Here is a 23271-nt window from a genome sequence, read left to right as displayed (position 1 = left end):
GCATGGCGGTCGAGCTGTTGTCGGCACTGTGCCTGGTCGCGGTGCTGGAAGGGCTGTTCCTGTTCGTCGCCCCGCGCGGCTGGAAGCGCGCGGCGGAGCAGCTGTACGCGATGCCGGACCGGCAACTGCGCATGGTCGGCGCGGTGGTGGTCGCGCTCGGCGTGCTGGCGCTGTGGTGGGTGCGGCGGCACTGGGAGTAGCCGCCCAAGGGCCCCGCCGAGGCCGGGGTGGCCCCGGCGACCGAAAACCCGGATAATGCACAAAAGCCGGACGGGGCCCACGCCCCGCCGGCTTTCTTGCTGTTTGCGGGTCTCCGCGGCAGCCCGGCCCCGCGCCGGTCCTCAACGCAACGGAGTCAGGAGCTTCGAAAATGGGTCAGTCAGTCGTCGTTCTCGGTGCCCAGTGGGGCGATGAAGGCAAGGGCAAGATCGTCGATCTGCTGACCCAGGACATCGGCGCGGTGGTGCGCTTCCAGGGCGGCCACAACGCCGGCCACACCCTGGTCATCGGCGGCAAGAAGACCGTGCTGCACCTGATCCCCTCCGGCATCCTGCGCGAAGGCGCGCTGTGCCTGATCGGCAACGGCGTGGTGCTGAGCCCGGCCGCGCTGCGCAAGGAGATCGAAGAGCTGGAAGGCAACGGCGTCGAGGTCCGCTCGCGGCTGAAGATCAGCCCGGCCACGCCGCTGATCATGCCGTACCACATCGCCCTCGATCAGGCGCGCGAGAAGGCCGCCGGCGGCAAGGCCATCGGCACCACCGGCCGCGGCATCGGCCCGGCCTACGAGGACAAGGTTGCCCGCCGCGGCATCCGCGTCGCCGACCTGCATTACCCGGAGCAGCTCGCCGAGAAGCTGCGCAGCACGCTGGACTACCACAACTTCGTGCTGACCCAGTACCTCGGGGTCGACGCCGTCGACTACCAGCAGACCCTGGACGAGGCGCTGGCCTTCGGCGAGTACGTCGAGCCGATGAAGTCCGACGTCGCCGGCATCCTCCACGACCTGCGCAAGCAGGGCAAGAAGGTGCTGTTCGAAGGCGCGCAGGGCTCGCTGCTGGACATCGACCACGGCACCTATCCGTACGTGACCTCGTCCAACACCACCGTCGGCGGCGCCTATGCCGGCACCGGCGTCGGCGCCGACGCGATCGACTACGTGCTCGGCATCGCCAAGGCCTACGCCACCCGCGTCGGCGGCGGCCCGTTCCCGACCGAGCTGCACGACGACGTCGGCCAGGGCCTGCGCGACCGCGGCCAGGAGTACGGCGCCACCACCGGCCGTCCGCGCCGCTGCGGCTGGATGGACATCGTCGCCCTGCGCCGCGCGGTGGCGGTCAACGGCATCACCGGCCTGTGCATCACCAAGCTCGACGTGCTCGACGGCATGGAGAAGCTGAAGATCTGCATCGCCTACGAATACCGCGGCAAGCGCACCGAGTACGCGCCGCTGGACGCCGCCGGCTGGGACGAGTGCACGCCGGTGTACCTGGAATTCCCGGGCTGGGAGGAGAGCACCCACGGCATCACCGACTGGGACAAGCTGCCGGCCGCGGCCCGCGCCTACCTGCGCGCGCTGGAGGAACTGGCCGGCTGCCCGCTGGCGATCGTCTCCACCGGCCCGGACCGCGACGCCAACATCGTGCTGCAGGATCCGTTCGCCTGATCCGCGTTCCGCCGGCGATCGCGAAAGCCCCGCACGCGCGGGGCTTTTCGTTTCCCGGGCGGGCGCGGCACCGCGACCGCGCGCGGCCGCGCATCACCGCGGGTTGCGGCCGTCCAGCCCGGTCGCCGGCAGCGCGGCGGCGCGGGCGTAGTCGTCGAACAGGCGCGCATTGACCGCGAGGCGCGGGCGCGCGCAGCCCGTGCCGCTTCGGTCCAGCTGCAGGCGAGTGCGCCGCGGGCCGAGCGGCCGCAGGCGCCGCAGTGATGGTGCCTGTGCCTGCGCGGCTCGGAGGCGCGGCCGGTGGGGGGCGCGGCGGCAGGGACTGTTACCCGCTCGGTAGCCCCACAGCCCGCCGCGCTTGAAGCCGCCGCCGCGGTCGCGCTCGCTCGATCCGGGCGGGACCCGGCGACCTCGATCCCGGGTAACGCCGCCAGGGCAGCCGGCCGTCGGGGGCCTGGCCGGGTTCCCGATCCGGGCGGCAGGGGTCAGACCATCGGCGGGACGGCGCCCCAGGTCTGCAGATAGGCCGGCCGCTGGTAGAAGCGCCGCAGCCAGCCGCGGACATGGCCGTGGCGTTCCAGCGGGACGCCGCAGTAGGCGCTGTAGGTGATCACGCAGGCGACGATCAGGTCGGCGAGGGAATAGGCCTCGCCGAGCAGCCACGGGCGGCCGGCCAGTTCGGCGTCGAGCCGCTCCAGCGCGGCGTCCAGGCGCCGCAGCGCCTCCTCGGCCAGCGGCGGGTGATGCCAGGCGGCGTCGGCGTGCGGGCTGCGCGAGAAATTCAGCACGTTGATCAGCATCCCGTAGCTGACGTAGGCCCAGGTGGTCCAGGACAGCGCGGTCAGTCGCTCCGGGGTGTCCGCCGCCGGCCACAGCCCGCGCTCGACGCCGTAGCGGCCGCCCAGCCACTGCATGATCGCGACCGATTCGAACAGCGGCGTGCCGTCCACCACCAGGGTCGGCACCACGCCGTGCGGGTTGATCGCCAGGTATTCGGGTTTCTTCTGGTCGCCGGCGGCCAGGTCGAGCATCACCGTGCGGCAGGGCACGCCGAGCTCGGCGATCGCACAGGCCACGGGGGTGGCGCTGGACATGGGGGCGGCGTACAGGGTCAGGTCGGACATGGCGGACTCCTTGCGGGGAAGGCCAGGGTGGCCGTGGGGAACAGGCTAGCCGCAATCGAGGACAGTTCCGGTCCTCGATTGCGGCGATACTGCGCCGATGCTCGACACCTCCACCCGCTTGCTGCGCCTGCTCGCCCTGCTGCAATCCCGCCGCTACTGGTCCGGACCGGACCTGGCCGCGCGCCTGGAGGTGACCCGGCGCACCCTGCGCCGCGACGTGGACCGGCTGCGCAGCCTCGGCTACCCGGTGGAATCCAGCGGCGGGGTGGGGGGCGGCTACGCGCTCGGCACCGGCGCCGCGCTGCCGCCGTTGCTGCTGGACGACGACGAGGCGCTGGCGGTGGCGCTGGGGCTGCGCATGGCCGCGACCGGCACGATCAGCGGCCTCGGCGAGGCCGCCGTGCGCGCGCTGGCCAAGCTGGAGCTGCTGTTGCCGACGCGGCTGCGCGCGCAGGTGCGCGGCCTGCACGCGGCGGTAGCGCCGCTGGGAATGGGCGGCCCGGCGGTGGAGGCCGAGCGCCTGGTCGCGCTCGCCGCCGCCTGCCGCGACAGCGCGACCGTGCGCTTCGCCTACCGCACCGTCGACGGCCGCGGCGCGCAGCGCGAGGCCGAGCCGCATGCGCTGGTCTGCGCGCAGTCGCGCTGGTACCTGCTGGCCTGGGACCGCCAGCGCGAGGACTGGCGCACGTTCCGGGTCGACCGCATCGACGGCGGCATCGCGGCGGGCGCGCGTTTCGCGCCGCGGCCGATTCCGGGCGGCGACGCGGCCGCGTACGTGGCGCGTTCGGTCTCGACCGCGCAGTACCCGACCCGGGCGCGGATCGTGCTGCACGCGCCGCTGGAGCGGATGGCGGCGCGGATCCCGCCATTGGGCGGCCAGCTGCAGCGGCTCGACGAGACGCGCTGCCTGCTGGTTGCCGGCGCGCACGAGCCCGAGGCGCTGGCCTTGTACGTCGGCTGGCTGGGGGTCGAATTCGAGGTGCTGGAACCGCCGGAAGTGGCTCGAGCGCTGAGCGCGCTGGCCGCGCGGCTCGCGCGCGCGGCCGCCCGCGCGGGCGTCTCATAGGCTGAGACGCTGCCGGCGCATGCTGCGGTTCGCCGTCTTCGGGAGCCGCCCATGAGCCAGCGTACCGGCAGCGCCGATCTTCCGCTCCACGGCGGGCGCGTGCCGGCGTGGCTGGCGACGCGGATGAGCCGGCTCGGCGCGCTGATCTGCGAGGCGATCGTGCACCACTACGGCCGCGAGGAACTGCTGCGCCGGCTGGCGCATCCGTTCTGGTTCCAGTCCTTCGGCGCGGTGATGGGCATGGACTGGCATTCCTCGGGCATCACCACCAGCGTGATCGGCGCGCTCAAGCGCGGGCTGGCGCCGCGCGCGGGCGAGCTCGGCCTGCACGTTTGCGGCGGCCGTGGCCGGCATTCGCGCAGGACGCCGGAGGAGCTGCTCGCGATCGGCGAACGGGTCGGCTTCGACGGCACCGCGCTGGCGCAGGCCAGCCGCCTGGTCGCCAAGGTCGACAGCGCCGCGGTGCAGGACGGCTTCGACCTGTACCTGCACGGCTTCGTCGTCGCCGACGACGGGCGCTGGGTGGTGATCCAGCAGGGGATGAACGGCGAGCGCCGGCAGGCGCGGCGCTACCACTGGCTGTCCGAGGGGCTGACCAGCTTCGTCGACGCGCCGCACGCGGCGATCGACGGGCCCGCGCAGGGACGCATCGTCAACCTGGCCGACCGCCGCGCGGCGCGCGCGCGGTCGGCGCAGGTGCAGTTGCTGCGCGAGGCCGGGCCGGATGCGATCGCGCGCGAGCTGGCGAAGCTCGGCATGGCCGGCGGAGCCGCGGCGTCCGCAGGTCGCGCCGGCGCGCCGGCGGCGGCCGGGCGCCCCGCGGCCGGCGAGACCGGCCACCGTGCCCCGCAGCAACTCGGCCTGCTGCCGCACCTGAACCTGCCGGACCGGCACGAGGTCCGGGCCGGGGACATCGTGCCGCGGCGGCTGCACGCGGCGCTCGCCGCGGCTGCGGAACGCGGGCCGCGCGATTTCGCCGAGCTGCTGCAGGTTCCCGGCGTCGGCGCACGCACGGTGCGCGCGCTGGCGCTGGTCGCCGAGGTGATGCACGGCGCGCCGTGCCGCTTCAGCGACCCGGCCCGGTTCTCGTTCGCCCATGGCGGCAAGGATCGGCACCCGTTCCCGGTGCCGCTGAAGGTGTACGACCAGACTTTGGGCGTGTTGAAGCGCGCCGTGGCCGGCGCCCGCCTCGGCAACGAGGAGAAGCTGCAGGCGCTGAAGCGGCTGGACGCGCAGGCGCGGCGGCTGGAGCGGCGCGCCTGCGGCCCCCCGGTGGAGGCGCTGCTGGCCCGGGAGCGGCGCGATTCGCACGCCTACGGCGGCCGCAGCGTGTTCGGCTGGGAGCCCGCGCACGACGCCGCGCCCACCGGCGTGACGCCGCGTTCGCATCGGTGAACCGCGGCTCGACGCCGATCCGCGGTGGCGGCGCTTTTCACGCCCCGCTACGTGCGCGGGCCGACACTGTGCGCTGGACCGAAGTGGAGGAAGACGCCATGAAGACGACTCGGACGAATGTTCCGTGGTGGCTCGGTACCGCCTTGGTCGCCGCGCTGGCCGCGCCGGTCGCCCTGGCGGCGCCGCAACAGCAGGGCGCCGACCGCGCGCAATCGGCCGGCATGGCCGAGCCCGAGGAGGAGGGCGACCAGTCGAACCAGCCGATCAACGACACCTGGATCACCACCAAGGTGAAGGCCGAACTGATGGCCGCGGACGACGTCGACGGCACCGACATCGACGTCGACACGGTCAACGGCACGGTCACGCTTTCGGGCTCGGTCAAGGACAAGGCCGAGGCCGACCGGGCCAAGGCGATCGCCAAGCAGGTGCGTGGCGTGAAGAGCGTCAACAGCGCCAACCTGAAGGTCGCCAAGGCGGGCGGCGGCTGAGTCTCTGCAGCCGCCACCGGCGCCCGGGCACCCGCCGGTGCCCGGGCGTTTTGGTTTTTCCGAGGTCATTTCCCGCGCTCGCCGCGTTGCGTCGGCAGGCGCCGTTCGACCGCGTTGAGCAGGGTCAGCACCAGCAGGGTCAGCAGCGTCACCGCGGCGGCCAGCAGGTAATAACTCAGGCCGACCGAAACGCCGATCGCCGCCACCGTCAGCAGCGAGGCCGCGGTGGTGATGCCGGCGACCGCCTGGCCGATCCGGCGCGCGAAGATCGTGCCCGCGCCGATGAACGACACCCCCGCCACCACCGCCTCGACCAGGCGCAGCGGATCCACGCGCAGGGTTTCCATCTGGTAGCGCGGATCGAACATCAACAGCTGGCCCAAGCCGACCAGGAACGCGGCCGCGCCGGCGACCAGCATGTGGGTGCGGAATCCCGCCGGCCGGTTCTTCAATTCGCGTTCGAAACCGATCACGCCGCCCAGCCCCATCGCGTAGGCGACGCCGAGCAGGACCTCAGCTTGTCCGTCGAAATCCATGCGGCCACGTTGGCGGTGCCGCGGTCAAGAGTGCGTCACGGCCGCGGAAAGACGTCGGGCGCGCGCGTGCGGGCCCGACGGCGGAACGGAGGGCGCCGGTGCTCAGGCCTCGACCGCATCGTCCTTGTAGGCGTCGACCGGGATGCAGGCGCACATCACGTTCTTGTCGCCGTAGACGTTGTCGACGCGCGCCACCGGGGGCCAGTACTTCTGCCGCTTCAGGCTGGGCAGCGGGAACGCCGCCAGCTCGCGCGGGTAGGCGTGGGTCCATTCCGAGGCCGAGACCGCGTTAGCGGTGTGCGGCGCGTTCTTCAGCGGGTTGTCCTCGCGGTCGAGGCGGCCGTCCTCGATCGCGCGGATCTCCTCGCGGATCTGGATCATCGCGTCGACGAAGCGGTCCAGCTCGTGCAGCGACTCGCTCTCGGTCGGCTCGACCATCAGCGTGCCGGCCACCGGGAAGCTCAGCGTCGGGGCGTGGAAGCCGAAGTCGATCAGGCGCTTGGCCACGTCCTCGGCGGAGACGCCGGTCGCGTCCTTGAGCGGGCGCAGGTCGAGGATGCACTCGTGCGCCACCAGGCCGTTGCGGCCGGTGTAGAGCGTCTGGTAGTGCGGCGCCAGGCGCTTGGCCACGTAGTTGGCGTTGAGCAGCGCGACCTGGGTGGCCCGGCGCAGGCCGGCCGCGCCCATCAGCGTGATGTACATCCAGCTGATCGGCAGGATGCTCGCGCTGCCATAGCTGGCCGCGCTGACCATGCCGACCGCGCCTTCGCCGCCGAGCGTGCGCGGCAGGAACGGCGTGAGGTGCGACTTCACCGCGCACGGGCCCACGCCCGGGCCGCCGCCGCCGTGCGGGATGCAGAAGGTCTTGTGCAGGTTCAGGTGCGAGACGTCCGAGCCCCACTTGCCCGGCTTGGCCAGGCCGACCAGGGCGTTCATGTTGGCGCCGTCGGTGTACACCTGGCCGCCGTGCTTGTGCACGATCTCGCAGATCTCGACCACGTCCTCCTCGAACACGCCGTGGGTCGACGGGTAGGTCATCATGATCGCGGCCAGGCGGTCGCCGTACTTCTCCGCCTTGGCGCGGATGTCCTCGACGTCGACGTTGCCGTTGGCGTCGGTCTTGGTGACCACGACGGTCATGCCGCACATCTGCGCCGAAGCCGGGTTGGTGCCGTGCGCGGACTCGGGGATCAGGCAGACGTCGCGGTGGCCCTCGCCGCGCGCGCGGTGGTAGGCGCGGATCGCCAGCAGGCCGGCGTACTCGCCCTGCGCGCCGGAATTGGGCTGCAGGCTGACCGCGTCGTAGCCGGTGCACTCGGCCAGCATCGCCTCCAGCTCGGCGATCAGCTGGCGGTAGCCTTCGGTCTGCTCGGCCGGCGCCAGCGGATGGATGTTGGCGAATTCCGGCCAGGTCACCGGGATCATCTCCGCGGTGGCGTTGAGCTTCATCGTGCAGCTGCCCAGCGGGATCATGGTGCGGTCCATCGCCAAGTCCTTGTCGGCCAGCGCGCGCATGTAGCGCAGCAGCTCGTGCTCGCTGTGGTGGGTGTTGAACACCGGGTGCTGCAGGAACGGGCTCTTGCGCAGCAGCGCGGCGGGCAGGGCGTCCGGCGTCGCCGCGTCGAGCGCGTCGATGTCGTCGATCTTCGCCCCGAACAGCGCCGCCAGCGCCAGCACGTCATCGCGCGTCGCGGTCTCGTCCAGGCTGATGCCGAGGCTGCGCGCGTCGATCCGGCGCAGGTTGATGCGCGCGGCCTGCGCCTGGGCGTGGATCGCCTCGGCGTCGACGCCGGTCACGTGCAGGGTGTCGAAGAAATCGCCGCCGACTCCGACCCCGGCCCGGCGCAGCGCCGCGGCCAGGATCGCGCTCAGGCGGTGCACGCGGCGGGCGATGCGGGCCAGCCCTTCGGGGCCGTGGTACACCGCGTACATGCTCGCCATCACCGCCAGCAGCACCTGCGCGGTGCAGATGTTGGACGTGGCCTTCTCGCGGCGGATGTGCTGCTCGCGGGTCTGCAGGGTCAGGCGGTAGGCGGGCTGGCCCTCGGCGTCGATCGACACGCCGATCAGCCGGCCCGGCATCGAGCGCTTGAACGCGTCGCGGCAGGCCATGAACGCCGCGTGCGGGCCGCCGAAGCCGAACGGCACGCCGAAGCGCTGCGTGTTGCCGACCACGATGTCCGCGCCCCATTCGCCCGGCGCCTCGATCAGGGTCAGCGCGAGCAGGTCGGTCGCGACCGCGACCAGGCCGCCGCGCGCGTGCACCGCCTCGGCCAGCGCGCGGTGGTCGCCGATGCGGCCGAAGGTGTCGGGGTACTGCAGCAGCACGCCGAAGCTGTCGATGCTGGCGCCCTCGGCCTCGTCGCCGAACACCAGCTCGATGTCGAGCGCCTCGGCGCGGGTCCGCAGCACCTCGCAGGTCTGCGGATGCACGTTGCGGGAGACGAAGAACACGTTCGACTTGGACTTGGCCGAGCGCTTGGCCAGGGTCATCGCCTCGGCGGCCGCGGTGGCCTCGTCCAGCAGGGAGGCGTTGGCGATCTCCATGCCGGTGAGGTCGGCGCACATGGTCTGGAAGTTGATCAGCGCCTCCATCCGGCCCTGCGAGATCTCGGCCTGGTACGGCGTGTAGGCGGTGTACCAGGCGGGGTTCTCGAGGATGTTGCGCAGGATGACGTTCGGCGTGTGGGTGCCGTAGTAGCCCTGGCCGATGAAGCTGCGGAAGACCTGGTTGCGGTCGGCGAGGGCGCGGATCTTCGCCAGCGCCTCGACTTCGGTCATCGACGGCGGCAGCGCCAGCGGCTCGCTCGAGCGGATGCTGGCCGGCACGATCGCGTCGGTCAGCGCCTCCAGCGAGTCGTAGCCGACCACGCGCAGCATGTGCGCGACCTCGGCGTCGTTGGGGCCGATGTGGCGCTCGACGAAAGCGTCGTGGTGCTCGAGCTCGCGAAGGCGGGAAGTGCGCGGGGAGGGCGTGGCGTTGGTCATGTCGGGGCGTCCGGAAATGGCGTGCGATGCCGCACGCGGGCGCCCCTCTGTCCTTTTGCCTGAGAGTTTGGAAGCGGGCCGGACCGCGCTCGCTTCGTGCCCCTTCGGCGCCGGATCGAACCGGTCTCTCCAGAGTCGTTGCGCACGCGGCGGTAATGGGGCCTGAGCGATTGCGGGCGGTTGCGCCTTCGGCAGCGGGTCGCCCCGCTTCTCCCACCGCGTGCTTGTGCCGGGATTATAGCCGGCGGGGCGGCGCCGGACCGGGACATCGGCGCCCGGCCTGCCGGACCGCCCGGGCACGGCGTCGAGCCGGTTGCCGCGCCGCCAGGCGGGCGGAACGGCCCGCTCGCGGCGGGAGCGCGGCGCCGAAGGCGTAACATCGTGCGCCCCCACCGCCGCGCCCCGCCATGGCCCCCTCCACGCCCCCGCCGCCGTTCCGCCCCTTGCGACTCGATCACATCGTGCTGCGCGTGCGCGACCCCGGCGCGATGGCGGCGTTCTACTGCCGCGTGCTGGGCTGCGCGGTGGAACGGCGGCAGGACGAGATCGGCCTGGTCCAGCTGCGCGCCGGCCAGTCGCTGATCGACCTGGTCGACGTCGCCGGCAAGCTCGGCCGCGAAGGCGGCGCCGCGCCGGGCCGGGAGGGGCGCAACATGGACCATCTGTGCCTGCGGGTGGCGCCGTTCGACCGCGGCGCGATCGAGGCCCACTTGCGCGACCATGGCGTGCGCCTGGGCGAATTCGGCGCGCGCTACGGCGCCGAAGGCGAGGGCCCGTCGCAGTACCTGTTCGACCCGGAGGGCAATCTGGTCGAGCTCAAGGGGCCGCCGGCGCCGCCGCCGGCGGGCGCCGCTTCCGCCACGACCGCCGAGGGCCGCCGATGACCGCTCCCGCTTCCGCGCCGCCGACCCCGTTGCGCCGCCTGGCCCTGCTGCTGGCCGGCCTGGCCATGTTCGGGCCGTTCTCGATCGACACCATCTTCCCCGCGTTCCCGGCGATCGGCGCGCAGTTCGGCGCCGACAAGCTGGCGATGCAGCAGACCATCAGCGCCTACCTGGTCGCCTACGCGCTGATGAGCCTGGTGCATGGCCCGCTGTCGGACGCGATCGGCCGGCGCCGGGTGATCCTCGGCGGGCTGGCGGTGTTCGCGCTGGCCTCGGCGGGCTGCGCGCTGGCGCCGGACCTGCCGACGCTGCTCGCGTTCCGCGTGCTGCAGGGCCTGTCGTCCGGCGTCGGCCTGATCGTCGGCCGCGCGGTGATCCGCGACGTGCTGCATGGCGACGACGCGCAGCGCCTGATGAGCCAGGTGTCGATGATCTTCGGGGTGGCGCCGGCGCTGGCGCCGGTGATCGGCGGCTGGATCCTGGGCTGGAGCCGCTGGCCGGCGATCTTCTGGTTCCTGGTCGTGTTCGCGGTGGCGTTGCTGATCGCGACCTGGCGCATGCTGCCGGAGACGCACCCGCCGCAGGCCCGGCTCGGCCTGTCGCCGCAGCGGCTGCTGCGCGACTACGTCGCGATCGCGCTCAATCCGCGCTTCCAGCGCCTGGCCGCCGCCAGCGCGTTCAACTTCGCCGCGCTGTGGGTGTACATCGCCTCGGCGCCGGCGTTCGTGCTCGACATCCTCGGCCTCGGCGAGCGCCAGTTCGGCTGGTTCTTCGTGCCGATGATCAGCGGCATGGTGCTGGGCGCGTTCGTGTCCGGGCGCGCGGCGGGGCGGATCGGCGGCGAACGGCTGGTGGCGATCGGCTTCGCCTGTTCGGCCGTGGCGATGCTGCTGAACCTGGGCTACAACCTGTCGACCGACGCGCCGCGCGTGCCGTGGGCGGTGCTGCCGATGACGCTCAACGCGTTCGGCATCGCCCTGGTGTTCCCGATCGTGACCCTGGCGATCCTGGAGATGTACCCGCGCCAGCGCGGTTCGGCTTCGTCGCTGCAGGCGTTCACCAGCCTGGTGCTGAACGCGCTGATCGCGGGCGTGCTGTCGCCGTGGATCAGCGACCGCGCGCTGTGGCTGCTGGCCGCGGCGATCGCGTTCCTGGTGCTGGGCTGGTCGTTCTGGCGCTGGGAGGCGCGGGTCGCGCGCCGCCGCGCGCCTGCGGCCGCCGGCGACGCCAACCCGGTGCCGGGCGAGTCGCTCTAGCGCCGCGTGCGGAAAGGGCCGGCCCGGGGCCGGCCCTTCCGGGTACCGCAGAGGTCGCGTTTCTCACCCGCAGCAGTAGCACATCAGCGGCTTGCCGGGCCCGCCGGGGCCGAGCTCGCCGCCGAATTCGCCGCACTCCTCGCGGCAGGCCCAGGCGTCGCAGGCCGCCTGCGGGGCGTTGCCGCGCACGCCGTCGTCGGCGAACACCTGGGCCGCGCCGAAGCCCATCGCGGTCGAGAACAGCAGCGCGGCCAGAGCGGCGCGCAGCGCACGGGTCCGATGCTTCATAGCCTAGTCTCCTTCTCGTTGGGTCGCGCATCCGGAACCTCCGTGCCCCGGACGGCGGTGAGGACGCCGGTGACGCCTTCCCTGGAATTGAGCACGCCCGGGCGCGCGTAGCGCACCCGGCCATCGGCGCCGACGACCAGCAGCAGCGGCACCTTGCGCGCGCGGAACAGCATCGCGGTGCGGCGGTCGCGCAGCGCGACGACGGGGAAGGGCAGCGCGTGCTCGCGCGCGTACGCGGCGGCCGCGGCCGGATCGTCGAGGGCCACGCCGAGCATCTGCGCGGTACCGCCGGAAGCGGCCTCGAGCTGGCGCGCGATCGACCCGACCAGCGGCAGCGAGGCGCGGCAGTACGGGCAGGTGGTGGTGAAGAAGAACAGCACCTGGGAACGCGCCCGCGGCTGGCCGAGGTGGTGCCTGCTCCCGTCGAGCGCGGTCGCGGCGACGCGGGGCACGTACATGCCGGCGTAGGCCTGGCTGGCGCGCTCGACCAGCCAGCGTTGCTCGGCGCGCAACTGGCGCACCTGCAACCCGAGCGCGATCACCAGGGCGGTGGCCACGAGCAGGGCCGCGCCCAGCGCGAACATCGGCCAGCGCGACCGCCCCGCCTCCCTGCGTCCCGAAGAAGCGCTCTCCATGCCGCGAAGCTACAGCGCGGCGGCCGTGCAGACGGTGACCCGCTTCACGGCCGCGCTTGTTGCGCTGCGGCATGTCCGCGGCCATCGCGGCCGGGCGCCGCTACCGCCCCGCGTTCGCGGCGCCTGTTTTTGGCCTCGTCGGCCTTTCGCCCGTAAGCGGGAGAGGGCGCATGGGCGTGTGCATCGCCGGCCCGGGCGCGTTCCGCGCGAGGACCCGGGCGTGCATCCGCACGGCGGCAGCGTTGGACTGCGCCTGCGCCAGCACAGCTCCTGCATGCGCGGCGCGCACGCTCGTGCGCCGACCGGCGCGCCGCCGCTGCCTGCGAGGGCGGCCGGCCGCGCACGAGGAGGGCGGCGGCGATGGAGCGCGCGCGACGCCGCCGCGCGCGGGGCCCGTTCTTCCCCAGGCCGAGGGCCGTGGTGGCTGCGCCAAGCGAAAAGGCCGGCTTGCGCCGGCCTTTCGCCAAGCGTGGAGCGCGTGGCTCAGCCCTGCGCGGGCGCGGCCGGCTGCGGCGCCGCGGGTTGCGCCGCCGCGCTCGCCTGCCAGCCGCAGGCCTGGCCCTCGTTCTGCTGCCTGAGCCAATCCTGCAGCGGCGCGAAGTACTCCAGCACCGCGCCGGCGTCCATCTTCTCGCCGCCGGTCAGCTCCTTCAGCGTCTGCTGCCACGGCTGGCTCGCGCCCTTGCTCAGCATCGCCCAGAACTTCTGCCCGGCTTCCTTGTTGCCGTAGAAGCTGCACTCGTACAGCGGGCCCTGGTGCCCGGCCGCGTCGCACAGCGCCTTGTAGAACTGGAACTGCAGGATGTGCGAGAGGAAGTAGCGCGTGTATGGCGTATTGCCCGGCACGTGGTACTTCGCGCCCGGGTCGAAGAACTCCTCGCCGCGCGGGGTCGCCGGCGCCACGCCCTGGTACTTGGCCTTCAGGTCCCACCACGCCTTGTTGTACTGGTCCGGCTTGATCGAGCCGTCGAACACGCCCCAGCGCCAGCGGTCGATCATCAGCCCGAACGGCAGGAACGAGACCTTCGCGAGCGCCATGCGCATCTGCGCGTTGATCAGCGCCTCGCGGCTCTGCTGCTGGTCGCCGACCAGGCCGATCGACTGCAGGTATTTCGGCGTCATCGCCAGCACGATGGTGTCGCCGATGGCTTCGTGGAAGCCGTCGTGTGCGCCCTGCTGGAAGATCGGCGGCAGCTTGTTGTAGGCCAGGTAGTAATAGACGTGGCCGAGCTCGTGGTAGATGGTGGTGAAGTCTTCCTCGTTCGGCTTGATGCACATCTTGGTGCGCACGTCGCCGGCCATGTTCATGTCCCAGGCGCTGGCGTGGCAGACCACGTCGCGGTCGCGCGGCTTGATGAACTGGGTCTTCTGCCAGTAGCTCTCCGGCAGCTTGGGCATGCCCAGCGAGACGTAGAAGTCCTGCGCGCGCTCGGTCATCAGCTTGGCGCTGGCGAGCTTGGCGTCCTGTTCGACCTGCGCCAGGTCGGCCGGGCCGCGCTGCCCGGGCTGCTTGGCCAGCTGCGCGTCGAAGCTGCGCCGGTACTGGGATTCCAGGGCGCCGGTGACGTCGAGGCTGCCGGCGTCCGGGTACGGCGCCAGGATGTCCCAGAGGTTGCCCCAGTCCTGCTGCCACATGTTGCCCATCAGGTGCGCGGGCAGCATGTTGCCGGCGACATGGCCGCGCTCGACGCCGTACTTGGCTTCCAGGCGGGTGCGGGCGTAGCAGTGCAACTGCTCGTACAGCGGCTTGACCTGGCCCCACAGGCGGTCGGTCTCGGCGGCGATCTCCGCCGGGCTCATGTCGTAGCCGGAGCGCCACATCTCGCCGGCGTCGGCGAAGCCGAGGTCGCGCGCGCCCTGGTTGACCAGTTCGACGAAGCGCACGTAGTCCTGGCGCATCGGCTTGGCCACCCCGTGCCAGCCCTGCCAGGCGTCGAGCTGCTCGTCGTAGTCGCGGCTGCTGCGCAGCACGTCCTCGAGCTCGCCGAGCTGGCGGCACTGCTGCGCTTCGCCTTCGCCCTTGCAGTAGCGGCCGGAGCCGTACATGCCTTCCATCTTGGTGGCGATCCTGGTCAGCTCCTCGAGCTTGGCCGGGTCCTTCGGCGGCGGCATCGCCGCGCCGATCTTCAGCAGGTGGATCGCCCGCGCGCTTTCCGGCGACATCTTCTGGCCTTCGAACTTGCGCGCCTGCTCGATCCAGCTGTTCAGCTGCGCCAGGTAGCGCTCGTTGGCCTTGGCCGCGAGCAGCTGGCTGTCGTCGTTGATGTAGGTCGAGGACAGCCACTGCGCCGCCGACACTTCCGGGTACAGCTTCTTGTACTCGGCGTTGACGCGGGCGACGAACTGGTCGGCGGTCTCGCCTTCCGGCGCCGCGGCGGGCGCGCCGGCGCCGGCGGGCGTGGGTTCCTTCTTGCAGCCGCCCAGGCCGATCACGGCCGCGGCGATGCCGAGCGCGAGCAGGGCGCGTACGGGTTTCATCGATGCTTTCTCCGGTTGGACGCGCACGGGCGCGGTCGAAGCCGGAAGGCTAGAGGCCGGGAACGGGGGGCGCAAGTCGCGGGTTCGGCCGTTCGCGTGGGCGGAACGCGGCTCAGGGCGGCGGAACCAAGGCGCGCGCCTCGGCATCGGCCAGCCCGCGGTCGTGCAGCCAGCGCCAGGCCGCCCCGGCGTCGCGTTCGAAATACGCGCGCGCCGAGCCGAGCCGGAAGGTGTAGCCCCAGGCGTCCATGTCGGCGAGCACGCGCGCGCGGCCGACGCCGGGCAAGGCGTCGCCGAGCAGCGCCTGCAGCACGCACACCGCGTCCTCTTCCTCGACCGAGTCGGTGGCGTCGGTGTGCACCGCCGCGCGCCGCTGCGGCGGCAGCACGATCAGGTGCGCGGCTTCGTGCAGCAGCGAATGCACCGGCGTGTCGGCGCGGGCATAGACGGTGGCGCCGATCAGCCCGGCCTCGCAGTCGCCCCAGTAGCTGCCGGGGATCGGCTCGCCGTCGGCGACCCGCTGCAGGCGCAGGCCGTAGCGTTCGAGCAGGGCGGCGGCGTCGTCCCAGGCGATGTCGCGCAGGCGCAGCACCGCCGTCGCGCCCGGCGTCGCCGCCCCGGCCGCCGCGCTCATGCCCGCGGCGCGGCCTCGGGCAGGGCGACGGAGATGTCCAGGACCTTGTTGTCGCCCTCGTTGAGCAGGTCGACCTTGACCGACTCGGCGTCGACGTTGACGTACTTGCGGATCACTTCCAGCAACTCGCGCTGCAGCAGCGGCAGGTAGTCCGGGCCGTTGCGGCTGACGCGCTCGTGGGCGACGATGATGCGCAGGCGGTCCTTGGCCACGGCCGCGGTCTGCTTCTTCGCCAGCAGGAAATCGAACAGGCCCATCTTCAACCTCCGAAAATCTTGCTGAAGAAGCCCTTCTTCTCCGGGGTGACGAAACGCATCGGACGGTTCTGGCCGAGCAGGCGCGCGACCGCGTCGTCGTAGGCCTGCGCGGCGTCGGAGCCGACCTCGAGGATCACCGGCTCGCCCTTGTTCGAGGCGTTGAGCACGTCCGGCGACTCGGGGATCACGCCGATGGTCTTCAGGCCGAGGATCTCCTCGACGTCGCCGACGCTGAGCATCTCGCCGGTCTCGACCCGCTTCGGGCTGTAGCGGGTCAGCAGCAGGTGCTCCTTGACCCGCTCGCCCTGTTCGGCCTTGCGGGTCTTGGAGGCGAGCAGGCCGAGGATGCGGTCGGAGTCGCGCACCGAGGACACCTCGGGGTTGACCACCACCACCGCCTGGTCGGCGAAGTACATCGCCAGGTACGCGCCCTTCTCGATGCCGGCCGGGGAGTCGCAGATCACGTAGTCGAAGCCGTCCGCGGCCAGCTCGTCGAGCACCTTCTGCACGCCTTCCCGGGTCAGCGCGTCCTTGTCGCGGGTCTGCGACGCGGCCAACACGTACAGGTTGTCGAAGCGCTTGTCCTTGATCAGGGCCTGCTTCAGCGAAGCCTCGCCGTTGACGACGTTGACGAAGTCGTACACGACCCGGCGCTCGCAGCCCATGATCAGGTCGAGGTTGCGCAGGCCGACGTCGAAGTCGATGACGGCGACCTTGTGGCCGTGGCGGGCCAGGCCGCAGGCGAGGCTGGCGCTGGTGGTGGTCTTGCCCACGCCGCCCTTGCCCGAGGTGACTACGATGATTTCGGCCAAGTTGTGTTTCCTCCGGTGGAGCGGCCTCAGTCCAGGGCCGCGATCTTGAGTTGTTGGTCTTCGAGCCAGACCTGCACCGCCTTGCCGCGCAGGTCCTTGGGGATGTCTTCCAGCACCTTGTAGTGCCCGGCGATGGCCACGAGTTCGGCATGGAACTCGCGGCAGAAGATGCGCGCCTGCGGGTTGCCCTGCGCGCCGGCCAGGGCGCGGCCGCGCAAAGAGCCGTAAATATGCACCGAACCGTCGGCGATCACCTCGGCGCCCGCGCCGACCGTTGCGAGTACGGTCAGGTCGCGGTGGTCGGCGTAGACCTGCTGGCCGGAGCGCACCGGCGCGGTCAGCAGCAGGCCGGGCGCGGCGGCGTTCGCCGCGGGCGCCGGGGGCGGCGCGGCTTCGCGCTTCGGTTCCCGCGCCGGGGCCGGCGCGGCGGGCGCCGCCGCGTCGTCGCGCTCGTAGGCGGCGCGGAACTTGGCCAGCAGCGGCAGGCCCAGCGCCTCGGCCAGGCGTTCGATCTCGCTGGTGCCGTAGGCCAGCGCGACCGGCAGCACGCCGGCCGCGCGCAGGCCGTCGATCAGCGCCTGCGCGGTGGCCGCGTCCGGGGCGCGGCTGAGGCCGCCGAAGTCGAGCACCACCGCGGCGCGCGCGAACAGCTTGGGCGCGCGCTGCACGCGGCCGCGCATCTCCTCGGCGAGGCGGGGGATGTCGAGGGTGCGGATGCGCAGGTTGGCGATGCCGACCTGGCCGATCTTGAGCTCGCCGGCCGGCTCGTAGTCCATCGCCGCGCTCATGCGCAGGTCCCCGTGGCGCGGCGGGCGAGCGCGGCCGCGGTGTACGCCGTGCGCGGGCGGGTGATCCACGGCGCGTCCGGCAGCGCGTCGCCGTAGGTCTCGCGCACCCAGGCGTAGCTGCACAGCGGCTTCATCAGCATCGCCGCGCGCACGCCGGTCTCGGCCATCACGTGCTGGCCGACCTCGTGGAAGCCGAAGCTGCCGTGGAACAGCAGCGCCGGGTCGGTGCTGCCCTCGAGGAACACCTCGCAGGCCATCTGTGGATAGCGCAGTTCGGCGTAGCTCTGCGCGTCGGCGTAGAACGCGCGGCCGACGCCGCCGCCGCGGCGGCGGCTGGCGACGACGATGCGGTCGATGTAGAAGAAATCCGGGTAGCGTTCGCGGAACCAGCGGAAGTTGCTGCTGTCGTGCTCGGCGTGGCTGCCGACCCCGATCAGGAAGCCGGCGAGGGCGCCGTCGCGCTCGGCGACGCGGAAATATTCGGCGGTGTCGTAGAAGTGGCGCAGTCTGGCCGCGTCCAGCGGCAGGATCGCAGGTCCGGCGGCGTTGTTGAGGGCAAGGACGGAATCCAGCTCGTGCTCGCGCACGTCGCGGACGACGATCGACATTCCAGGCTCCAGGGTTCGGGCCGGCCGCGCGGGGGCGCGGCCGGCGGCGCGATTATCGCACGCCCGTCCGGCGCGGGCGACCCGCGCGGCCGCGCCAGGACATGACTTTCGGGCGCCCCGGCGCGGCGCGAACCCCGCTAGCATGCGGCCATGCTGGCCCGGCTCAACCACACTCGACTGCTGCGCTACGCGGGCCTGTTCACCTGGGCGGTGGTCGGCGTGCCGTTGCTGTATTCGTGGATCTGGCCGCTGGTGGGGCTGGAGTACGAAGAGGGCACGGCGCCGCCGCGCATGGCCCTGCCGGGCTGGATCTCCTATTTCGCCGCCGGCCTGAGCTACGCCTGGCTGACCCGCGACCTGGGCAAGCGCCGCATCCGCGCGCTCGACCTGGTGCTGCTGCTGGTGCTCACCGGCAGCGCGGTGTCGGTGAGCTATTTCAGCTCCAGCGGCCTGGGCAGCGTGCTGCTGATGGTCGCGGCCAGCGTGCTGCCGTGGTTGCTCTCGGTGCCGGTGGGCGTCAGCTGGCTGCTGCTGAGCCAGCTCGCGGTGGTCCCGCTGTTCGTGCGCGCGCTGGGCTTTTCCTGGGTCGAGGCGGTGATGCAGTCGGTGCTGTACGCCGGCTTCTCCACCTTCGTGTTCGTCACCAGCCTGGTCGCCAAGCAGCAGGCCGAGGCGCGCGAGGAGCAGCGCCGGCTCAACGCCGAACTGCGCGCCACCCGCGCCCTGCTCGGCGAGAGCGTGCGGGTCAACGAGCGCACCCGCATCTCGCGCGAGCTGCACGACCTGCTCGGCCACCATCTGACCGCGCTGAGCCTGAACCTGGAAGTGGCCGGGCACCTGTCCGAGGGGCGGGTCAAGGAGCACGTCCAGCAGGCGCACACGCTGGCGCGGCTGCTGCTGACCGACGTGCGCGAGGCCGTGAGCCAACTGCGCGAGGGCGGGGCGATCGACCTGTCCGCGGCGATGCTGCCGCTGGCCGAGAACGTGCCCTCGCTCGACATCCACATGGACGTGCAGTCGCCGCTGACCCTGGACGACCCGGAGCGCGCGCACGTGCTGCTGCGCTGCACCCAGGAGATCATCACCAACGCGGTGCGCCACGCCGGCGCGCGCAATCTGTGGATCGCCGCGCGCCGCAACGCCGACGGCTGCATCGTGGTCGACGCGCGCGACGACGGCCACGGCGCCGACCTGCTGGTGGCCGGCAACGGCCTGCGCGGCATGCGCGAGCGCCTGCTCCAGCATGGCGGCCAACTTACAATCGAAACCCGGCCGGGGGCGGGCTTCCGCCTGCACCTCACGCTGCCGGCCTCGGCGGCCGCGGCCGCCGCCTGCGAAGGAGCCCCCGCATGATCCGCGTACTCATCGTCGACGACCAGACCCTGGTACGCCAGGGCGTGCGTTCGCTGCTGTCCCTGGCCGAGGGGATCGAGGTCGTCGCCGAGGCCGCCGACGGCCGCCAGGCGGTGGACATGATCCCGCAGGTCAAGCCGGACGTGGTCCTGATGGACATGCGCATGCCGGTGATGTCCGGCCTGGAGGCGCTGCAGGCGCTGTCCCGCCAGGGCGCGCTGCCGCCGACCATCATCCTGACCACCTTCGACGACGACCAGCTGGTGCTGGCCGGGCTCAAGGCCGGGGCCAAGGGCTACCTGCTCAAGGACGTCTCGCTGGAGCAGCTGGTCGGGGCGATCCAGGCCGTGGCCGAGGGCGGCTCGCTGGTGCAGCCGGCGGTGACCCAACGCCTGCTCTCGGGCCTGGAGCACATGCGCAACGACTTCGTCAGCCTCGACCGGCCCGATCCGCTGACCGAGCGCGAGACCGAGATCCTGCGGCTGATGGCCGGCGGCTTCTCCAACAAGGAGATCGCCAATTCGCTCGGCGTGGCCGAGGGCACGATCAAGAACCACGTGTCCAACATCCTGTCCAAGCTCGGCGTGCGCGACCGCACCCGGGCGGTGCTGAAGGCCTTCGAGCTGCAGCTGGTCTGAGCGACAGGATGCCCGGCCCGGCGCTCGCGCGCCGGGCGTTCGCCGCCCTGCGAGGCGGTGCCTCGCAGGCGAGGGCGGCTCACCCTGTCCAAGCTCGGCGTGCGCGACCGCACCCGGGCGGTGCTGAAGGCCTTCGAGCTGCAGCTGGTCTGAGCGACAGGATGCCCGGCCCGGCGCTCGCGCGCCGGGCGTTCGCCGCCCTGCGAGGCGGTGCGTCGCAGGCGAGGGCGGCTCACCCTGTCCAAGCTCGGCGTGCGCGACCGCCCGGGCGGTGCTGAAAACCCTCGAGCTGCAGCTGGCCTGGGCGTGCCGGCTCCCGCCGCGGCGGCAGGAGGCCGGCGAGCGGAAGGGCATCCGAGGCGGCGCGGCGACGCGCCTGCTTTCGATCGCCGTGAGGTGGCGGCGTTGCCGCGCTTCGCGCCAGATCGGGCAAACGCCTCGGCCCGCGACCGCGCCGTTCCGGCCCGGCCCGGGAACCGTACGTGCCGGTGCGGGCGCCGCCGGCACAGGGCGCGGCACACTTGCGATGCCGCGCTGCGGCGACTGCCACCGGTTACGTCTTCCTTGATACGATTGCCGGTCTGTGCCCCGGTCCGACCCGGGTCCCGGCTCCTGGAGAAACCTGAATGACCCGTCTGATCGAGATCTTGATTTCCTTGGCCATCGTGGCCGCGCTTTTCGTCATCGTCGGCGTGATGCTCCCGGCGAGCCGCCACCTGGAGCATTCGGCCGAAACGAACCGCAAGCTCACCATCGTCTACGACACCCTCAACAGCTTCCGCCGCTTCAAGGACTGGAACCCGCTGGTGCTGCGCGACCCGCGCGTCCAGATCAAGCTGTCGGGGCCGGAAAGCGGCGTCGGCGCGCGCCTGGACTACGAGTCGCAGGAGCGCGGCATCGGCACCGGCTCGTGGGAGATCGTCGCCAGCGAGCCGGGCAAGCGCGTGGCCTACAAGATCGAGAGCGTCGAGCCGGGCCGCAACAAGCGCTCCGAGTTCACGTTCCGGCCGACCGGTCGCGGCGGCCGCAACATCCAGATCACCCAGACCTACGACGTCGACTACGGCTGGAACCTGATCGGCCGCTACGCCGGCCTGTACGTCAGCAGCAACGTCGGCGAGGACATGAAGCTCGGCCTGGGCCGCCTGAGCAACATGCTGGCGGCGGTGCCGAACTACGACTACGCCGAGCTGAGCAAGGACGATGCGAGCAAGGCGCCGAAGATCGTGCAGCGCGACGCCGAGAACGTGCTGGCCCTGACCGCGGTGGTGGAGCGCACCAACGAGAAGGTCATGGGGCAGATGAAGATCAACCAGGAGTGGATCAAGAAGAACATGGAGGCCAACGGTCTCGAGGCCGCCGGCCCGGTGCGCATCGTGACCAACGAGTTCGGCTCCGAGAACTACTCCTTCGACGTCGTCCAGCCGGTGCGCAAGGCCGGCGAGACCGGCCCGGCGACCAAGCTCGACATCAAGACCAGCAACAACGTGGTCGCCGAGTTCCACGAGCCGGCCAAGGTCGCGGTGGCGCAGTACAAGGGCCACATGGCGAACCTGCCGCGCGTGCGCGACTCGCTGCGCGCCTGGGCGCTGACCCATGGCTACGAGACCGTCGACCGCCCGTACGAGATCTGGAAGAACGGCATCGACGCCGGCTTCACCGAAGAGGGCGACTTCGAGGTGGTCTGGGCGGTCAAGTAAGCCCGTCCCGCCGCCGGAGGCACCACGAACGCGCCGCGGATCTCCGCGGCGCGTTCTTTTTTGCCCGGCACGGCCGATGCGCGGCCGGCGCGGAGCGGCTGTCGTCCCGCGCACGGGCCGGGGGCGTGCCGCCCGCGGTGTCGCGGCGAAGGCCGCAGCCTCCCACGCGGGGCCGGCACCCGGCAGTCGGCGGGAGCGCCGCGGGGTGCGTTGGCGGGCCTGCAGGCGAAGGCAAGCACGGCGCCCTGCTATCGTGGCGGCCCCTTCGTCCGAGGCAGGCATTCGCATGGGCTCTCCCGCCGTCCCCGACTTCGCCGCGCGCATCCTCGCCGCCGGCGGCGCGGCGCTGGCCGCCGCCGGCATCGCGCTCGCCGCGTACGCCGCGCACATGGCTGAAGCGGCAGGGCAGGGCCGGCTGCACACCGCCGCGCTGTTCGCGTTCGGACACGGCGTCGCCCTGGCGGCGCTGGCGCCGCACGCGGGGCGCGGGCCGCGCCGGCTGGCGCTGGCGGGGCTGCTGCTCGGCGTGCTGCTGTTCGCCGGCGGCCTGGCGGCCGCGCACTTCTTCGCCGCGTCGACGCGCGCGGTGCCGTTCGGCGGCGGCCTGATGATCCTGGCCTGGCTGCTGTACGCGGCCGACGCGCTGAGGCGCTGACCCATGCCGCGCCATGCCCGCGGCTTCGACGTCGAGGCCGCCTTCGACCATCTGAGCCGCCGCGACGGCAGGCTCGGCGCGTGGATGCGCCGGCTCGGCCCGATTCCGCGCGACCCGCGCTGGCGCAAGCCGTTCGACCCGGTGGACGCGCTGGCCCGGGCGATCCTCTACCAGCAGCTCAGCGGCAAGGCGGCGGCGACGATCGTCGCGCGCGTCGAGGCGGCGATTGGCAGCGATCGCTTCCACTGCGACACGCTCGCCCGGATCGACGACGCCGGCCTGCGCGCCTGCGGCGTGTCCGGCAACAAGATCCTGGCGCTGCGCGACCTGGCCGCGCGCGAGGCGCGCGGCGAGATCCCCGACCTGCGGCGGATGAGCGCGATGGACGACGACGCGATCGTCGCTGCGCTGACCCCGGTGCGCGGCATCGGCCGCTGGACCGTCGAGATGATGCTGATGTTCCGCCTCGGCCGCCCGGACGTGTTGCCGGTCGACGACCTCGGCATCCGCAAGGGCGCGCAGGCGGTGGACAAGCTGGAGGTGATGCCGGCGCCGAAGGCACTGGCCGAGCGCGGCGAGCGCTGGGGGCCCTACCGCACCTACGCCAGCCTGTACCTGTGGCGGATCGCCGACCTGGCCAGCGGGGCCAAGGACGCGACCAAGCGCTCGCAAGAGTGACGGCTCGGAACGCCCGATGCCGCCGCCGCGCGGGGCCTTCGCGTTCGGCGGATTTCCGGCGACGGCGCCGGGCCGCGCTTTCGATGCCTGGTGGCGCACGCCGTGCTTTCGCCGGATCGCGCGGCAGCGTCGGGCCCGGCGAAGGTTGGGCGGGGCGTGGTCGAGACGCGGCCCAACACGATTGGAGCCACGCGGTTCCAAATGGCGGCCTGCAAGCTTGCCGGAGGGCCGGCCTGTGGGGGCATCGCGTCAAGCCGGACCGCGAAGCGGCCCCGACCGAGGCAGAGCGATGCCCCCGGCAGGCTGCCCCCGCGCCGACGGTCTCCGGAGCGCGACAGACGAGT

At 72.3% G+C, this 23271-nt stretch carries 23 protein-coding genes, 1 pseudogene and 1 riboswitch; of the genes and pseudogenes, 13 read left to right on the top strand and 11 right to left on the bottom strand.

Going from position 1 to position 23271, the window contains the following annotated elements; all coding sequences use genetic code 11:
* Nucleotides 1-2 precede the first annotated feature (2 nt).
* The gene (locus EDC50_RS12010) at nt 3-200 is read left to right on the top strand and encodes a DUF2065 domain-containing protein (RefSeq protein WP_123770718.1); all 198 of its coding nucleotides are present in this window, start codon (nt 3-5) and stop codon (nt 198-200) included.
* 170 nt (nt 201-370) lie between these two features.
* The gene (locus EDC50_RS12005; protein WP_123770717.1) at nt 371-1663 is read left to right on the top strand and encodes an adenylosuccinate synthase; all 1293 of its coding nucleotides are present in this window, start codon (nt 371-373) and stop codon (nt 1661-1663) included.
* Nucleotides 1664-2148: 485 nt separating this feature from the next.
* On the opposite strand, the gene EDC50_RS12000 is transcribed toward EDC50_RS12005, so the two are convergent.
* Nucleotides 2149-2787: a glutathione S-transferase family protein gene (locus EDC50_RS12000; protein ID WP_123770716.1), complete on the bottom strand. Its 639-nt coding sequence runs from the start codon at nt 2785-2787 to the stop codon at nt 2149-2151.
* Nucleotides 2788-2884: 97 nt separating this feature from the next.
* On the opposite strand from EDC50_RS12000, the gene EDC50_RS11995 reads away from it, so the two are divergent.
* The 3 genes from EDC50_RS11995 (at nt 2885) to EDC50_RS11985 (ending at nt 5739) form a co-directional block, all read left to right on the top strand.
* Nucleotides 2885-3853 carry a helix-turn-helix transcriptional regulator gene (locus tag EDC50_RS11995; protein ID WP_123770715.1) on the top strand — a complete coding sequence of 323 codons (969 nt, stop codon included), beginning with the start codon at nt 2885-2887 and terminating at the stop codon, nt 3851-3853.
* 51 nt (nt 3854-3904) lie between these two features.
* The gene (locus tag EDC50_RS11990; RefSeq protein WP_123770714.1) at nt 3905-5248 is read left to right on the top strand and encodes a DUF763 domain-containing protein; all 1344 of its coding nucleotides are present in this window, start codon (nt 3905-3907) and stop codon (nt 5246-5248) included.
* Between the two features lie 98 nt (nt 5249-5346).
* A complete protein-coding gene (locus tag EDC50_RS11985; protein ID WP_123770713.1) occupies nt 5347-5739 on the top strand; it encodes a BON domain-containing protein in 393 nt (130 codons plus the stop codon).
* Between the two features lie 65 nt (nt 5740-5804).
* Here the strand turns inward: EDC50_RS11985 and EDC50_RS11980 are convergent, their stop codons facing one another.
* Together EDC50_RS11980 and gcvP are read right to left on the bottom strand one after the other, a co-directional pair.
* Entirely contained in the window at nt 5805-6275 is a 471-nt protein-coding gene (locus EDC50_RS11980) for an MgtC/SapB family protein (protein ID WP_123770712.1), read from the bottom strand.
* A gap of 102 nt (nt 6276-6377) precedes the next feature.
* Nucleotides 6378-9263, bottom strand: coding sequence for an aminomethyl-transferring glycine dehydrogenase (gene gcvP / locus EDC50_RS11975; protein ID WP_123770711.1), 2886 nt, complete (start codon nt 9261-9263; stop codon nt 6378-6380).
* Between the two features lie 37 nt (nt 9264-9300).
* A riboswitch (glycine riboswitch) is annotated at nt 9301-9406 on the bottom strand.
* Between the two features lie 264 nt (nt 9407-9670).
* Here gcvP and EDC50_RS11970 point away from each other — a divergent pair.
* Together EDC50_RS11970 and EDC50_RS11965 are read left to right on the top strand one after the other, a co-directional pair.
* Complete coding sequence (locus EDC50_RS11970; protein WP_123770710.1) at nt 9671-10147, top strand: VOC family protein; 477 nt, start codon at nt 9671-9673, stop codon at nt 10145-10147.
* Nucleotides 10144-11403 (top strand): multidrug effflux MFS transporter, encoded by a 1260-nt coding sequence (locus EDC50_RS11965; protein WP_123770709.1) that lies wholly within the window; start codon nt 10144-10146, stop codon nt 11401-11403. The genes EDC50_RS11970 and EDC50_RS11965 overlap by 4 nt, the downstream gene beginning before the upstream one ends.
* 63 nt (nt 11404-11466) lie before the next feature.
* Here the strand turns inward: EDC50_RS11965 and EDC50_RS11960 are convergent, their stop codons facing one another.
* The 8 genes from EDC50_RS11960 to EDC50_RS11925 form a co-directional block, all read right to left on the bottom strand.
* Nucleotides 11467-11691 carry a hypothetical protein gene (locus EDC50_RS11960; protein ID WP_170167621.1) on the bottom strand — a complete coding sequence of 75 codons (225 nt, stop codon included), beginning with the start codon at nt 11689-11691 and terminating at the stop codon, nt 11467-11469.
* Nucleotides 11688-12275 (bottom strand): peroxiredoxin family protein, encoded by a 588-nt coding sequence (locus EDC50_RS11955; protein WP_123770708.1) that lies wholly within the window; start codon nt 12273-12275, stop codon nt 11688-11690. The genes EDC50_RS11960 and EDC50_RS11955 overlap by 4 nt, the downstream gene beginning before the upstream one ends.
* A 534-nt stretch (nt 12276-12809) precedes the next feature.
* The gene (locus EDC50_RS11950; RefSeq protein WP_123770707.1) at nt 12810-14804 is read right to left on the bottom strand and encodes a M2 family metallopeptidase; all 1995 of its coding nucleotides are present in this window, start codon (nt 14802-14804) and stop codon (nt 12810-12812) included.
* Between the two features lie 112 nt (nt 14805-14916).
* Nucleotides 14917-15438 carry a hypothetical protein gene (locus EDC50_RS11945; protein ID WP_123770706.1) on the bottom strand — a complete coding sequence of 174 codons (522 nt, stop codon included), beginning with the start codon at nt 15436-15438 and terminating at the stop codon, nt 14917-14919.
* Entirely contained in the window at nt 15435-15695 is a 261-nt protein-coding gene (gene minE, locus EDC50_RS11940; protein WP_123770705.1) for a cell division topological specificity factor MinE, read from the bottom strand. The genes EDC50_RS11945 and minE overlap by 4 nt, the downstream gene beginning before the upstream one ends.
* A gap of 2 nt (nt 15696-15697) precedes the next feature.
* Nucleotides 15698-16507, bottom strand: coding sequence for a septum site-determining protein MinD (gene minD, locus EDC50_RS11935; RefSeq protein WP_123770704.1), 810 nt, complete (start codon nt 16505-16507; stop codon nt 15698-15700).
* A 26-nt stretch (nt 16508-16533) separates the two neighbouring features.
* Nucleotides 16534-17295: a septum site-determining protein MinC gene (gene minC, locus EDC50_RS11930; protein WP_123770703.1), complete on the bottom strand. Its 762-nt coding sequence runs from the start codon at nt 17293-17295 to the stop codon at nt 16534-16536.
* On the bottom strand, nt 17292-17903 hold the full coding sequence (locus EDC50_RS11925) for a GNAT family N-acetyltransferase (protein WP_123770702.1): 612 nt from the start codon (nt 17901-17903) through the stop codon (nt 17292-17294). Before EDC50_RS11925 ends, minC begins: the two co-directional genes overlap by 4 nt.
* Nucleotides 17904-18053: 150 nt before the next feature.
* Between EDC50_RS11925 and EDC50_RS11920 the strand changes: the two genes are divergently transcribed.
* From EDC50_RS11920 to EDC50_RS11895, 6 genes and pseudogenes are all read left to right on the top strand, one after another.
* On the top strand, nt 18054-19256 hold the full coding sequence (locus EDC50_RS11920) for a sensor histidine kinase (protein ID WP_123770701.1): 1203 nt from the start codon (nt 18054-18056) through the stop codon (nt 19254-19256).
* Nucleotides 19253-19894 (top strand): response regulator, encoded by a 642-nt coding sequence (locus EDC50_RS11915; RefSeq protein WP_123770700.1) that lies wholly within the window; start codon nt 19253-19255, stop codon nt 19892-19894. The genes EDC50_RS11920 and EDC50_RS11915 overlap by 4 nt, the downstream gene beginning before the upstream one ends.
* A gap of 84 nt (nt 19895-19978) precedes the next feature.
* A pseudogene (locus EDC50_RS11910) lies at nt 19979-20047 on the top strand (DNA-binding response regulator); the annotation flags it as partial.
* A gap of 473 nt (nt 20048-20520) precedes the next feature.
* The gene (locus EDC50_RS11905; protein ID WP_123770699.1) at nt 20521-21594 is read left to right on the top strand and encodes a polyketide cyclase; all 1074 of its coding nucleotides are present in this window, start codon (nt 20521-20523) and stop codon (nt 21592-21594) included.
* 286 nt (nt 21595-21880) lie between these two features.
* Entirely contained in the window at nt 21881-22249 is a 369-nt protein-coding gene (locus EDC50_RS11900; RefSeq protein WP_123770698.1) for a DUF423 domain-containing protein, read from the top strand.
* A gap of 3 nt (nt 22250-22252) precedes the next feature.
* Nucleotides 22253-22927, top strand: a complete 675-nt coding sequence (locus EDC50_RS11895; protein WP_123770697.1) for a DNA-3-methyladenine glycosylase family protein — start codon at nt 22253-22255, stop codon at nt 22925-22927.
* Nucleotides 22928-23271 lie beyond the last annotated feature (344 nt).

It is taken from the genome of Vulcaniibacterium tengchongense, from assembly GCF_003814555.1.
In the GTDB taxonomy this organism is placed as follows: domain Bacteria; phylum Pseudomonadota; class Gammaproteobacteria; order Xanthomonadales; family Xanthomonadaceae; genus Vulcaniibacterium; species Vulcaniibacterium tengchongense.
Note: the sequence above shows the minus strand (reverse complement) of the source record. Positions and strands in the feature narration are given on the sequence as shown.